Here is a 13,439-nt window from a genome sequence, read left to right as displayed (position 1 = left end):
GGAAAAGTCAGGGGTAAAAAACCAGGGCGCGGTACCCGGCCATGGGCGTGGCTTCTGCCACCGCCAGCGACAGGCGAAAGCTCACGGTCAACGAGCCCGACGCAGGCAACACCTCGGGCGCGTCGGGCCACTCCTCGGGCAGGAACACACGGCGCGAGATGACCTCGTCGCGCGAGTCGGTGAGGCTCAGTTCGAGTGCGGGCAAGGCCAGCGGCATGTCGGCCGTGTTCTTGAGCACCAGATCGAAGGAATGGAAGTTGCCCAGACGGCGAACCAGCGCAGAACTGTCGATCACGATGGCGTCGATGTTGCGCAGCGGCATGACGGTGCAGCCCAGCGGCGCACAGGCCTGCTGCAGAAACGGCTTCAACGCGGGCCGCCAGGCAGCGATTCGATCGCGCTCGTGCAAGGCCCACTGCGCCGCCAGCAAGACCGCAAGCACCACGACCAGCAGCGACAAAGCGAACCGCACGCCGGGCGTCTGCCAGAAGGCGCGCTGACGGGCCTGGCGCACGAATCCGGGAACCGCCTGGGGCTCGACGGGCTCGCGCTCATCGTCCGCCGGCGCCGGGGTCTTCTGGACTGGCGCGGCGACGGCGGGCCTGGCGGCCGACGCCGGTTTGCCAGCCGATGCCGATGCCGCCGCTGCCGCCGAGGCTTCAGCGGCGGCCTTGGCGGCTGCAAATCGTTGCAGCTCGGTTCCGAAGTCGGCGTCTTGCGCCGCCTCGCCCTGCGGGGCTTGCGGCACCGGTGCGGGAGGCCGCGTCACCGGCTCCTCTTCGCGGGGATCGCTGGCGGCCGTGAGTTCGGCTCGCGCGACCGCAGGCGGGGTTGCGGCCCCGGGTGCGGCCGGCGCTTCCGGCACCCAGGGCTCCAGGTAGAGCGTGGCATCGAACACATCGGCGCAGTGGCCACAACGCACCCAGCCTTCGGAAATCTTCAGCTGATCGGCAACGATCCGGAAGGTCGTTCCGCAAGCCGGGCAACGGGTGGTGAAACTCATGCGCCGATTATCGGGGGCGCAGCAGGGAGGCTCAGGCCTTGACCGCGGTCATGAGGATCCAGCCGTCCTCTTCGTCGCTGACCTGCAACGCGACCCAGGGGGCATAGGCTTCGATCAACTCGTCGGCCTGGCGCGCGAGGATGCCTGCGAGCACCAGGTGACCGCCCGCCCGAACATGCGAACACAGCAACGGAGCCAGCACCTTCAGCGGCGTGGCCAGGATGTTGGCCAGCACCAGGTCGTGCTCCCCTTGCGCCTTGTCGGGCAAGCCCTCGCTCAGGGTGACGTGGTTGGCCGTGGCGTTGAGCCGAGTTGCCTCCACGGCGGCGGGGTCGATGTCCACCGCGATGATCTCGCGCGCACCGAACTTCGCCGCCCCGATCGCCAGGATGCCGGAGCCGCAGCCGTAGTCCAGCACGCGCTGGCCCAGCGGTGGGTGCTGCGCCGTCCAGCGCAGGCACATGCGGGTCGTGGGGTGCGTGCCGGTGCCGAACGCCAGGCCCGGATCGAGCCGGATGACCTGCCTGGCGGCTTCGGGCGGCTCGTGCCAGCTCGGCACGATCCAGAACGTGGGCGTGATCTCCACCGGCGCAAACTGCGACTGCGTCAGGCGCACCCAGTCCTGCTCGGGCACCGGCTGCACGCCCGACACCTCGCAACCGAGAAAAAAATCCTGCAGCTTGAGCAGCCCGGCCGCCTCGCGCGCCGCCGCTTCGGTGGCAAACAACGCGACGACGCGAGAGCGCTGCCAGCCCTCCTTGGGCGGCGGCATGCCGGGCTCACCAAACAGCGCCTGCTCGGCGTCGGTCATGGCGTCGGCATCTTCCACCGAGGTGCTCAGGGCGTCGAGCGCGTCGAGTGCATCGCTCACCGCCTCCACAGAAGCTTCGGGCACCATGAGCACCAACTCGAACAATGAAGACATGAAGGATTCCCCGGCCGTCAGCCAATCGCCAAGCATGAAAAAAACCAACCCCGGAACACCGCGGAACCGCCCTTCGGCAGGCTCACGACCGGCCGCCGGTGTTGCCACCCTTGAGGGGAAGCGCCGCAGGCGCTTCGGGGAAGAGACTTACCTTTCCCGTTGGGAAAGCCACTCTTCAAGGTAGTGGATGTTGGTGCCGCCGGCGACAAAACTCGCATCGACCATCAGTTCGCGGTGCAGCGGAATGTTGGTCTTGATGCCTTCGATCACCGTCTCGGCCAGTGCCGTGCGCATGCGTGCGAGCGCCTGTTCCCGCGTGTCGCCGTGCACGATGATCTTGCCGATCATGGAGTCGTAGTTCGGCGGGACAAAGTAGTTGGTGTAGACGTGCGAGTCCACGCGCACGCCCGGTCCGCCCGGCGCGTGCCAGGTCGTGATGCGACCGGGCGAAGGCGTGAACTTGTAGGCGTCTTCGGCATTGATGCGGCACTCGATGGCATGGCCGCGCAACTGGATCTGGCGCTGCGTGAACGGCAGTTTTTCGCCCGCGGCCACGGCAATCTGCGTGCGCACGATGTCCACGCCCGAGATCCACTCGGTGACCGGATGCTCCACCTGCACGCGGGTGTTCATTTCGATGAAATAGAACTCACCGTTCTCGAACAGGAATTCGAACGTTCCGGCGCCGCGGTACCCGATCTTCTTGCAGGCACTCGCACAACGCTCACCGATCTTCTCGATCAACCGGCGCGGGATGCCGGGCGCTGGCGCCTCTTCAATCACTTTCTGGTGGCGGCGCTGCATGGAACAGTCGCGCTCGCCGAGGTACACCGCATTGCGGTGCGTGTCGGCCAGGATCTGGATTTCGATGTGGCGCGGGTTCTGGAGAAACTTCTCCATGTAGACCTCGGCGTTGCCAAAGGCGGCACCGGCCTCTGCCTTGGTGGTCTGCACCGCGTGCAGCAGCGCCGCTTCGGTGTGCACCACGCGCATGCCGCGTCCGCCACCACCGCCGGCGGCCTTGATGATCACCGGGTAACCCACGGCCTTGGCCGTGCGTTTGATCACCACCGGATCGTCGGGCAGGGCACCTTCGGAACCCGGCACGCAGGGAACACCCGCGCGGATCATGGCCTGCTTGGCCGAGACCTTGTCGCCCATGAGGCGGATGGAATCGGGCGAAGGACCGATGAAAGTGAAACCGCTCTTCTCCACGCGCTCGGCAAAATCGGCGTTTTCCGAGAGGAAGCCGTAACCGGGGTGGATGGCTTCGGCATCGGTCACCTCGGCCGCCGAGATGATCGCCGGCATGTTGAGGTAACTGTGCGTGCTGGAGGCCGGTCCGATACAGACCGCTTCGTCGGCCAGACGCACGTATTTCGCGTCGCGGTCGGCCTCCGAATACACCATCACGGCCTTGATGCCCATTTCGCGACAGGCGCGCTGCACGCGCAGTGCGATCTCTCCGCGGTTGGCGATCAGGATTTTCTTGAACATGGGCTCGGGGCCTTTTTTATTCGATCACGTACAAAGGCTGGCCGTATTCAACGGCCTGCCCGTTGTCCACCAGAATCCGGGTGACGGTGCCGGACTTGTCGGCCTCGATCTCGTTGAGGATTTTCATGGCCTCGACGATGCAGATCGTCTCGCCCTCCTTGATGGTGTCGCCGATCTCCACGAAGGGCTTGGCACCCGGGCTGGAGGCGCGGTAGAACGTGCCGACCATGGGGGACTTGACGGTGTGCCCGACCGGCTCGGCCGCGGCAGCCACCGCAGGCACCGGGGCCACCTCCACCGCCGCAGCGGCAGGAACCACCGGCGCCGGCGCCATGCTGTAGGTGACCGGTGCGGCGTTGGCCACTGGCGCGCTTTTGACGATGCGGACCTTGCCCTCTGCTTCCGTGATCTCCAGTTCCGAGACGTTCGACTCGGACACCAGATCGATCAGTGTCTTCAATTTTCTTAAATCCATGATTTCTCCAACGAAAAGCGGCTAATTTGTTCTAAGTGTGACCAACTTCAAGTTTGCCGGCCCACCCCGGCCAGCAGGGTGCCGCAGTGTACACGAAGGCATGTGCGCCAGGACACATGGCGCAGGGCCTGCCTGGAAGCGCGCGCCGGCAGACCCTGTTTGCAGGTTTGACGACAAAGATGGAATTTAGCCCTTTATTGCCGAACATTCGCGGCAATGGACCAGCGGTGGATCGGGACCCGCCGGCTCAGCCCAGCTGGGCCCACTGGGCCAAGTCGCTTTCGGACACCTGGCCGATCTTGCGGTGCAGGACGGTGCCATCGGCCCCGAACACGACGGTGTAGGGCAGGCTGCCACTGGGATTGCCCAGGCTGCGACTGAGCTCCGTGCCGGCAAAACCGGCCATGCCCACGGGAAAGTCCAGCGGCAGCTTCTGCAGGAAGCCGCGCACCGCGCTGGGCTGATCAACCGCCAGGCCCAGCACCTGCCACCCCCGTGCGGCGTGCTCGCGCTGGAAGGCGTTGAGCAAGGGCAACTCTTCCACGCATGGCGGGCACCAGGTGGCCCAGAAGTTCACCAGCAGGGGTCGCCCGCGCAGGGCCGCCAGGTCCACGGCTTCTCCGTTCGGTCCTTCAAAACGGGTGACCCAGAAGGCTTCCTCGGCCCCGCTCAGGGATGCCTGCGGGGCGATGCGCTGCCAGGACAGCCAGGCACCGGCGCCGGCAGCGGCCACCGCGGCGGCGGTCATCAAGAGGGTTCGTCGTTGCACTTTCATGTGGCAGCGTTGTCCAGTCCATGGGGTTGCGGTGCGTCGGCCATGCGCGCCATCAAGGCCAGGGCATCACCGCGCGGCTTGCGCCCTTGGGCATCGGGCCTGAGGGCGCCCCGGAGGTCGTCGTGGGCGTGCACCATCAGGTGAATGAGCACCCACTGACCCAGCGCATCACAGCGGGTGCGCAAGGTCAGCGCCTCCACCGGTTCCCCGCGCCAACCGTTGACCGAGCCCGGGTGGTACTCCACCCGGTGGTCGAGCAAGGCCCACTCGGGGGCCTTGGGATCGTCGCAGAACAGCTGCATGTAGAGATCGCTGTGGCGGGTGGCGGTTCCGTGCCAGACCGAGCCGCCCAGGTGCGGCCGAAAGGCCTTCAGGCGCTCCATCCACAACAAGGCCAGTTCGCGCAGCGCGAGCAACTCACCGGGCTGGGTGTCGGCGCAGAAGATGTCGATGTGTTCGCGCACTGCCGCTTCCAGGGCCGCGTTGTCGGGCAGGGCCGTGCGGGCCGGCAGCCCCAGCTGTTTGACGGCCTGGCGCTTTGCAGCCGCGTACTCCAGCCCGTCCTCGGCCACCAGGCGGGCGGCCACCGCCGCAATTTCAAAGGTGATGTCGTCCCGGCTTGCTTCCATCGGGCGATTGTGCCCGCCAGCCGCCGCGGCAGCGGCCCGGCAGCGCGATACCCGCAAGACCGAAGCAGTCCGCCACCTAGAATCGCCCGATGCACATCCACATTCTGGGCATCTGCGGCACTTTCATGGGCGGTCTGGCCGCCCTGGCCCGCGAAGCCGGCCACCGCGTCACCGGTTGTGATGCCGGCGTCTACCCTCCCATGAGCGACCAGTTGCGCACGCTCGGCATCGACCTGATCGAAGGCTTCAGCGCCGACCAGCTGGCCCTGCGGCCCGACATGTTCGTGGTCGGCAATGTGGTCAGCCGTGCCCGCCGCCCCGACGGAACGCCGAAGTTCCCGTTGATGGAGGCCATCATGGACAGCGGCGCGGCCTACACCAGCGGTCCGCAGTGGCTGGCCGAACACGTGCTGCAGGGCCGGCACGTGATGGCGGTGGCCGGCACCCACGGCAAGACCACCACCACCGCCATGCTGACCTGGATCCTGGAGGCCAACGGCCTGCAGCCCGGGTTTCTGATTGGCGGGGTTCCCTTGAATTTTGGCGTGTCGGCACGCATGGGAACCGGCAATACCTTCACCATTGAAGCGGATGAATACGACACCGCCTTCTTCGACAAGCGCAGCAAGTTCGTGCATTACCGTCCGCGCACGGCGATCCTGAACAACCTCGAGTTCGACCACGCCGACATCTTTGATGACCTGGCGGCCATCGAGCGCCAGTTCCACCACCTGATCCGCACCGTGCCGCCGTCGGGCCGCGTGGTCTCCAACGGGCTGGAGGAAAGCCTGGACCGCGTGCTGCACCAGGGTCTGTGGAGCGAGCTGCGCACCTTCGGTGCCGCCGTGAGCGACTTCACCGCGCAGGGCGAACCCCACGCGTTCGACGTGCTCAACCAGGGCCGGCCGGCCGGCCGCGTCGAATGGTCGCTCAGCGGCGTGCACAACCAGCTCAACGCGCTGGCGGCGATGGCCGCCGCCGAGCACGTGGGCGTGGCACCCATCGATGCGGCGCGGGCGCTGGCCAGCTTCGAAAATGTGCGCCGACGCATGGAGGTGCGCGGCACCGTGGCGCGCGAGGCGGGCGTGATCACCGTCTACGACGACTTTGCCCACCACCCCACGGCGATCCGCACCACACTGGACGGTCTGCAGCGTCGGCTGGGCAGCCCGCGCGGGCGCATCCTGGCGGTGTTCGAGCCGCGCAGCAACACCATGAAACTGGGCACGATGAAGTCGCAGCTTCCCTGGAGCCTGGAAGCGGCCGACCTGGCGTTCTGCCACTCGGGCGGGCTGGACTGGGATGCCGACGAAGCCCTGGCGCCGATGGGCGATCGGGCCCGGGTGGGACGAAACATCGACGAACTCGTGGTCCAGGTGGCGGCCGCCGCCCGGCCCGGCGACCACATCGTGTGCATGAGCAACGGCGGGTTTGGTGGCGTGCACGAGCGCCTGCTGAAAGCGCTCCAGGCTTGAAGAAGCCCTCTGGCCCGGCGCATCCGCTGAACCGGCTTCGCCAGGCCGCAGGCGCGGAAGTGCTTCCCTGCTAGTAGCTCAGCGCCTGGGCCGGCACATCGATGGAGATGACGGGTTTGGCCAGCGCCGCGCTGGCGGCCCGCGCAAAGGCCATGGCCCAGGCGCGGTGCGCCTCGTCACGAAACCGGGTCTCACCCGCGGCCTCGGCGACGCACAGGATCTTGTCGGCCGTGAGCACCTTGCCGGTGGGCCGGATCGGTTCACAACCCAGAAAGGTGAACTGGTCGTCGAGCCAGCTGCGCGCGAGGTCGTGCGGCATCGGTTGCACTTCTTCCAGGTCGAAGTGGTAGGTCGAGGGCGTGCCCCAGCTCACGGTGACTTGACTTCGCATGGCGGTTCTCCAGATGTGTCTCCATTGTGGACCTCGCCCGCGGGCGGTTCCACCGTGCAAGCCCGGGGGCCGGATCAGGCCCGCGCCCGGCGCGCGGCCTGCACCGCGTTCGACAGCACGTCGAGGGCCTGCAGCGAATCGCTCCAGCCCAGGCAGGCGTCGGTGATGCTCTGGCCGTACTTGAGCGCGCCCACGGAGTCCTTGCCCGGCGTGAACTTCTGCGCGCCGGCTTCGATGTGGCTCTCGATCATCACGCCGAAGACGCTGCGCGAACCCCCGGCGATCTGCCCGGCGATGTCGCGCGCCACATCGAGCTGCCTCTCGTGCTGCTTGCTGCTGTTGGCGTGGCTGCAGTCCACCATCAGACGTGGCGGCAGCTTGGCGGCCTCAAGTTCCTTCACGGACGCGGCCACGCTCGGCGCATCGAAGTTGGGCGCCTTGCCGCCGCGCAGGATCAGGTGGCAGTCCTTGTTGCCATGGGTCTGCACGATGGCCACCTGGCCGTTCTTGTGCACCGACAGAAAGTGGTGGCCGCGTGAGGCCGCCTGGATGGCGTCGGTGGCGATCCGGATGTTCCCGTCGGTACCGTTCTTGAAGCCGATCGGGGCCGACAGACCCGAGGCCAGTTCGCGGTGCACCTGGCTTTCGGTGGTGCGCGCACCGATCGCGCCCCAGGCGATCAGGTCGCCGATGTACTGCGGCGAGATCACATCAAGAAACTCGCTGCCCGCCGGCAGGCCCAGGCGATTGATCTCGATCAGCAACTGGCGCGCGATGCGCAGGCCCTCGTCGATGCGGTAGCTCTCGTCGAGATAGGGGTCGTTGATCAGCCCCTTCCAGCCGACGGTGGTGCGCGGCTTCTCGAAGTACACCCGCATCACGATCTCCAGCGTGTCGGCGTACTGGTCGCGCAGGGTCTTGAGCCGCCGCGCGTAGTCCACCGCCGCGGCCGGATCGTGGATGGAACAGGGGCCAATGACCACCAGCAGGCGATCGTCCTGGCCATGCAGGATGTTGTGGATGCGGCGGCGGGTCTGGCTGATCAGCGTCTCCACCGGCGTGCCGCCGATGGGAAAGAAGCGGATCAGGTGTTCGGGAGGGGGCAACACGGTGATGTCCTTGATGCGTTCGTCGTCGGTCTGGCTGGTCTTGTCGATCGAACGGGTGTGCCAGGCATCGCTGCTGGCAGAGGCATGTTTCGCGGTCATCACGGGGCTCCTGGAACGGTGTTGCGGTTGGGGAAACAGGGTCGAAAAAAAACCGCCGGGCTGAGGGCTCCGGCGGTTTGATCGAGATTCGGTGATGCGCTTACAGCCTCGCCTCTCGTCCGCCAGGGACCGAGAACCAAAAATAGAAGGCAAAGGCGTGGTGCGCTTTCATGGGTCGCCAATGTAGCACAGGCCCACCGGTGCCCGGCTTACTGCCGGTACACCTGGGCTTCGAAGCCGAGCGCACGGATGCGCAGCGCCGCCTCGTCGGCCAGGGCCCGGCTGGCAAACGGCCCGACCCGCACGCGCGTGCGCTGGCCATTGGGAAAGTCGACCACCTGGATGTAGGCCGGCAAGCCGGCATCGAGCAGGCGCGTGTGCACGCGGTCGGCATTGGTGGCGTCGGCGAACAGTCCCACATTGATGGAAAAGCCTGCCAGCGCGGCGGCGCGGGTGGGCGCCGGCAGCGCGGCCTCGGCGCCCTGCGGCGACCCGCTGGACACCTCGGCAGGCGGCACCGGTGCCGGTGCGGAGACCGGCTCCGGGGGTGGCGGCTCTGCGGGTGCTGGCTCCGCAACCGGCGCCGAAGGCACCGGATCAGGAACGGCGACCGGAAGGGGAACGGGATCAGCAACGGCGGGGGTGACCGGTTCGGGCACCGCGTCCCGAGGCGCCGTCACCTCGGGCGAGACCTGCTGGTCGGCCATCCAGCGCGACAGGCCCGAGTAGGCACCCAGCGCCGCCGCCACGAGCAACACGTTGATGACCGCGAGTCCGGCCAGGCGCCGGCGGGTGCTGGCGCGCCGGGCCAGCGTGTCGCAGGCCTCGCGCACCGTCCTGGCCTCCCGCACGGCGCGGGTCATGCGCCGGCGGGCATCGGCGTGCAGCCAGGCGTTTCCATAGAGCCCCGGAATCAGGCAGCCCAGCAAAACGATCGCACCCAGCAGCCCCCACTCGAGCGGCGACGGCCGGGCCAGCCCGTCGCGGCCCAGGCCCAGCACCAGCAAGGCCAGTCCTTCGACGGCGGCCACGTACACCAGGGCCACGCCCCAGAGTTGCCGGAACACCAGCCAGTTCAGGGTGAGCAGCGCGGCGGCCCAGTTCCAGCCCGGGCCGGCGCGGCCCGCCTCGTCGAAACCCGCAAACACCCGCAGGTACCGATCGAGGTTCACCGGACCCAGCGCGGCGCGGTACAGCGCGGTGGTGGCGCTCTCCGGGGCAATCGCGGCAGGCTGCGAGGGGGCGGGCATGGCGCGATTCTGGCACGCGGCATGCGGGTTGATGCCATCACCGTGCGACCGGAATCTGCCCACAATCCGGGCATCCAGACCACCCCGCCCCATCATTGCCCATGAGCCCCAGCCAGATCATCGTGTTGGCCACGCCGGTGTTTTTCGCACTCATCGCGATCGAATACGCCGTCGGTTTGAAGCGCCGCCGCAACACTTACCGGCTCGACGACGCCATCAGCAGCATCGGCCTGGGCATGCTCAGCCAGATCAGTGCAGTGTTCACCCGGCTGCTGCGCCTGGGTATCTACACCGCCGTGTACGCCACGGTGGCCATCTGGCCCGACCACCCGTTCTGGACCACCTGGGTCGGCTGGCTGGTCGCGCTGGTGTTCTACGATTTCTGCTACTACTGGTTGCACCGCGCCGGGCACGAGATCGGCGTGTTCTGGGCTGCGCACGTGGTGCACCACCAGAGCCAGGACTACAACCTCTCGACCGCGCTGCGCCAGACCAGCTCGGGCGCTTTGTTCGGCTGGGTCTTCTACCTGCCGATGGCGGTGGCCGGCGTGCCGCCGCTGGTGTTCGGGGTCGTCGCGCTGATCGACCTGCTCTACCAGTTCTGGGTGCACACCGAACAGGTGAAGAAGCTCGGCTGGTTCGACCGCTGGTTCTGCAGCCCGTCCAACCACCGGGTGCACCACGCGGTGAACGACCGCTACCTGGACCGCAACTACGGCGGCATCCTGATCGTGTGGGACCGGCTGTTCGGCAGCTTCAAGGAAGAAGACGAAAGGTGCGTCTATGGCACGCGCAAGCCGCTGCAGAGCTGGGACCCGCTGTGGGCCAACGGCGAGGTGTACTGGGGCCTGCTCAAGGATTCGTGGCACACACGCCGCTGGGCCGACAAGCTGCGCGTGTGGATCAAGCCGCCCGGCTGGCGGCCGGCCGACGTGGCTGCGCGCTTCCCGTCGCCGGCCTTCGACATTGCGCAGGTGCAGCGCTTTGCACCACCCATGGACCGCACCGTGCAGTGGTTCGCGGGTCTGCAGTTCCTGGCCCTGCTCGCAGGCGTGGCCGGGTTCCTGTGGTTCGCCGACGCCTGGCCGTTGTCGCACAGTGCGGTCGTGTTCGCGGTGCTGGTGGTGGCGCTGTGGGCGATTGGCGCGGTGATGCAGGGCCGCATCGGCATGGCCGAGGCGCTGCTGATCGAATGCGCCGCGCTCTCCATGGCCACCGCCGCGCTGGGCGCGCTGGAACTGCACCGCCTGTTCAAGCCGCTGACCATGCTCGTGGCCATGGCGCTGGTGCTGGCGCATGCGCGCAACCAGGGCGGTCTGCGGCGGGCCACCGGGCTGTTGCTGGGCGCACTCGCCTTGTCGCTCACCGGCGACGCCTTCCTGATGTTCCCCGGTTACTTCATTGAAGGGCTGGTGGCCTTCCTGCTGGCGCACCTGGTCTACATCGTGCTGTTGCGCCAGGGTGTGCCGTGGTTCCCGAGCCGGCGCGCGCTGGCGGCCACGCTGGGCGCCGGTGCGGCCATGTATGCCGTTCTCTGGCAAGGCGGCCTGCCACCCGCCCTGCGTGCCCCCGTGGCGGTCTACGTGCTGGTGATCGCGCTCATGGCCGCGCAAGCCATCGGCCGCGCCACGGTGCAGCGCAACGCAGCGGCCACAGGCGTGGCGGTGGGTGCGGTCTTCTTCATGCTCAGCGACGCCTTGCTCGCGATGAACCGGTTTGTCGCGCCGCTGCCAATGGCGCCGGTGTGGGTGCTCGGCACCTACTACGCGGCGCAGATCCTGATCGTGCGAAACACCATCCGGACCGGCGCGGCTCCCGACACGCACTGACGGGTCGGCCCCGGCTCAGGAGGTCGCGAGCGTGGCCTCGTCGCGAGAAATCCGGCCATCGACCAGCTCGACCAGGCGGTCGCAGCGCGCCGCCAGCCGCGGGTCGTGCGTGACCACGACGAAGGACACACCGCGCTCGGCGTGCATGCGCCGCAGCAGCACGAACACATCGTCGGACGACGCCGTGTCCAGGTTGCCGGTGGGCTCGTCGGCCAGCACCAGCGGCGGCTCCATCACCAGCGCGCGGGCGATCGCCACGCGCTGCTGCATGCCGCCCGAGAGCTGCGACGGCCGTTTGTCCATGGCCTGGGCCAGGCCGACCGCATCCAGCAACTCGCGTGCTCTCTCCAGCTGCGGCGCACTCACCCGGCCTTCGGCCATGAGCGCGGGCATGGTCACGTTCTCCAGCGCGGTGAACGCCGGCAGCAGGTGGTGGAACTGGAACACGAAGCCCAGCCGGTTGCGCCGGCGCATGGTCAGGCCGTTGTCGTCCAGCCCCTGCACTTCCTCACCCTGGAAACGGTAAGTGCCGGAGCTCATGCGCTCGAGCAGGCCGATGATGCTCAGCAGGGTGCTCTTGCCCGACCCCGAGGGACCGATGAGCGCGATGAACTCGCCCGGCATCACCCGCAGGTTCAGGCCGTGCAGCACCTCGGCTTCGCTGGGCAGGCCGGCGTTGTAGGTCTTTCGCACCTCACTGAGTTCGATCAGCGGCACAGGGTCGGGGGTGGCGGTCATGGGCTCACATGCGGATGGCCTGGCCCGGGTCCATGGCCGCCGCGCGGCGGGCCGGCGCAATGGCCGCCAGCACGCCACAGACGGTGGCCAGCACGGCCACCTGCAGCGCCAGCAAGGGTGGCAGCGAAATGGAAAACAGCGGCTGCCCGTCGGCACCGCGCACGAAGGTGGTGAACAGCCAGATCATCAGCACGGCCAGCGCAATGCCGAGCACCGAGCCGATCGCCCCCACCACCGCACCCTGCACCAGGAACACCCGCAGCACCTGGGCGCGCGTGGCGCCCATGGCGCGCAGGATGCCGATCTCGCGGCGCTTCTGCACCACCGACACCACCAGCACGCTGGCGATGCCCAGCACCACCACCACCAGCACCACGCCCCGGATCAGGCTGGTGCTGACCGACTGCGCGTTGAGCGCGGACACCAATTGGGCATTGCTCTCCTGCCAGCTCTCCAACTGGTAGGGCAGCTGGCGCCGCAGGTCTTCGGTCAGCGCCTGCGCCGCCCACACGTCGTCGACCGTGAGGTCGATGGTGGTGGCTCCGCCGGGCAGGCCAAGCAGGCTCTGGGCGCCCCGCAGCGGCAGGATCACGGTGCGCCGGTTCAGCTCCTTCACACCGAAATCGACCAGTGCGGTCACGCGCACCGGTTCGCTCAGGAGGCTGGTCTGCACCGTGAGGCGGTCACCCACGCGCACGCCCAGATCGGCCGCCAGGTCGCGTCCCACGATGGCTTCACCGGGCGCCAGGCGCGCGCTGCCACTGACCACCTTGCTGCGCAACCCGACGATGCGGTCGTAGCGGTCGAGCTCCACCCCGAACAGCGAGATCGATTGCGTGGCCTCGCCGCGCAGCGCCAGCGCGCCCCCGGCCACCATGGGCGACACCGACGCGATGCCCGCTCGCCGCTCGAGCTGCGGCACCAGCGCCTGCCAGTTGGCGACCGATCGCAGGCGCTGCGCACGCGGCTGCGCTTCGGTCAGGGTGGTGGTGCCCGCCGCCCGGGCCGCCGGCGGCGCCAACAGGTCGTCGGGCGCGCTCAGGGTGATGTGGGCCTGCGCCCCCAGCGTCTTGTTGAGGGTGTTGGTCTGCAGGCCGCTGATCAGCGCCGAGATGTAGGCGATCACGGCCACCCCGGCCGCCACGCCCACGATGATCAGCAGGGTCTGCATGCGCCCCTCGAGCAGGAAGCGCAGCGCGACCCGCCGCTCGAAACCCAGCCAGGCGGTCATGGACGCGTTCCCA

Annotated in this window: 13 protein-coding genes; 2 read left to right on the top strand and 11 right to left on the bottom strand. The window is 68.0% G+C overall.

Annotation, left to right across the window (positions count from 1 at the left end; translation table 11 throughout):
• Positions 1-7: 7 nt before the first annotated feature.
• The 6 genes from QUV35_RS09300 to QUV35_RS09275 all read right to left on the bottom strand — a co-directional run bounded on the left by QUV35_RS09300 (position 8) and on the right by QUV35_RS09275 (position 5,304).
• A complete protein-coding gene (locus tag QUV35_RS09300) occupies positions 8-1,003 on the bottom strand; it encodes a DUF3426 domain-containing protein (RefSeq protein WP_300872987.1) in 996 nt (331 codons plus the stop codon).
• 31 nt (positions 1,004-1,034) lie between these two features.
• Positions 1,035-1,919, bottom strand: coding sequence for a 50S ribosomal protein L11 methyltransferase (gene prmA / locus QUV35_RS09295; RefSeq protein WP_300873109.1), 885 nt, complete (start codon positions 1,917-1,919; stop codon positions 1,035-1,037).
• Positions 1,920-2,075: 156 nt separating this feature from the next.
• Complete coding sequence (accC, locus tag QUV35_RS09290) at positions 2,076-3,425, bottom strand: acetyl-CoA carboxylase biotin carboxylase subunit (protein ID WP_300872985.1); 1,350 nt, start codon at positions 3,423-3,425, stop codon at positions 2,076-2,078.
• Positions 3,426-3,441: 16 nt separating this feature from the next.
• Positions 3,442-3,900: an acetyl-CoA carboxylase biotin carboxyl carrier protein gene (accB, locus tag QUV35_RS09285; RefSeq protein WP_300872983.1), complete on the bottom strand. Its 459-nt coding sequence runs from the start codon at positions 3,898-3,900 to the stop codon at positions 3,442-3,444.
• A 247-nt stretch (positions 3,901-4,147) separates the two neighbouring features.
• The gene (locus tag QUV35_RS09280; protein WP_300872981.1) at positions 4,148-4,675 is read right to left on the bottom strand and encodes a TlpA disulfide reductase family protein; all 528 of its coding nucleotides are present in this window, start codon (positions 4,673-4,675) and stop codon (positions 4,148-4,150) included.
• Entirely contained in the window at positions 4,672-5,304 is a 633-nt protein-coding gene (locus QUV35_RS09275) for a hypothetical protein (RefSeq protein WP_300872979.1), read from the bottom strand. The genes QUV35_RS09280 and QUV35_RS09275 overlap by 4 nt, the downstream gene beginning before the upstream one ends.
• Before the next feature lie 89 nt (positions 5,305-5,393).
• Here QUV35_RS09275 and mpl point away from each other — a divergent pair, with 89 nt between their 5' ends.
• Positions 5,394-6,779 carry a UDP-N-acetylmuramate:L-alanyl-gamma-D-glutamyl-meso-diaminopimelate ligase gene (gene mpl, locus QUV35_RS09270; protein ID WP_300872978.1) on the top strand — a complete coding sequence of 462 codons (1,386 nt, stop codon included), beginning with the start codon at positions 5,394-5,396 and terminating at the stop codon, positions 6,777-6,779.
• 70 nt (positions 6,780-6,849) lie between these two features.
• On the opposite strand, the gene QUV35_RS09265 is transcribed toward mpl, so the two are convergent.
• From QUV35_RS09265 to QUV35_RS09255, 3 genes are all read right to left on the bottom strand, one after another.
• The gene (locus tag QUV35_RS09265) at positions 6,850-7,170 is read right to left on the bottom strand and encodes a hypothetical protein (protein WP_300872976.1); all 321 of its coding nucleotides are present in this window, start codon (positions 7,168-7,170) and stop codon (positions 6,850-6,852) included.
• A 74-nt stretch (positions 7,171-7,244) separates the two neighbouring features.
• Complete coding sequence (locus QUV35_RS09260) at positions 7,245-8,378, bottom strand: 3-deoxy-7-phosphoheptulonate synthase (protein ID WP_300872974.1); 1,134 nt, start codon at positions 8,376-8,378, stop codon at positions 7,245-7,247.
• 209 nt (positions 8,379-8,587) lie between these two features.
• Positions 8,588-9,628: an SPOR domain-containing protein gene (locus tag QUV35_RS09255; protein ID WP_300872973.1), complete on the bottom strand. Its 1,041-nt coding sequence runs from the start codon at positions 9,626-9,628 to the stop codon at positions 8,588-8,590.
• A gap of 101 nt (positions 9,629-9,729) precedes the next feature.
• Here QUV35_RS09255 and QUV35_RS09250 point away from each other — a divergent pair, with 101 nt between their 5' ends.
• Entirely contained in the window at positions 9,730-11,457 is a 1,728-nt protein-coding gene (locus QUV35_RS09250) for a lysoplasmalogenase family protein (RefSeq protein ID WP_300872971.1), read from the top strand.
• 15 nt (positions 11,458-11,472) lie between these two features.
• Here the strand turns inward: QUV35_RS09250 and QUV35_RS09245 are convergent, their stop codons facing one another.
• Together QUV35_RS09245 and QUV35_RS09240 are read right to left on the bottom strand one after the other, a co-directional pair.
• Positions 11,473-12,195: an ABC transporter ATP-binding protein gene (locus QUV35_RS09245; RefSeq protein WP_300872969.1), complete on the bottom strand. Its 723-nt coding sequence runs from the start codon at positions 12,193-12,195 to the stop codon at positions 11,473-11,475.
• A 4-nt stretch (positions 12,196-12,199) separates the two neighbouring features.
• Entirely contained in the window at positions 12,200-13,426 is a 1,227-nt protein-coding gene (locus QUV35_RS09240) for an FtsX-like permease family protein (protein ID WP_300872967.1), read from the bottom strand.
• Positions 13,427-13,439: the final 13 nt, after the last annotated feature.

The organism is Hydrogenophaga sp., from assembly GCF_030373225.1.
Classification (GTDB): Bacteria; Pseudomonadota; Gammaproteobacteria; order Burkholderiales; family Burkholderiaceae_C; genus Hydrogenophaga.
The sequence above is the reverse complement of the archived record's forward strand: the minus strand, read 5'-3'. Positions and strand labels throughout refer to the sequence as shown.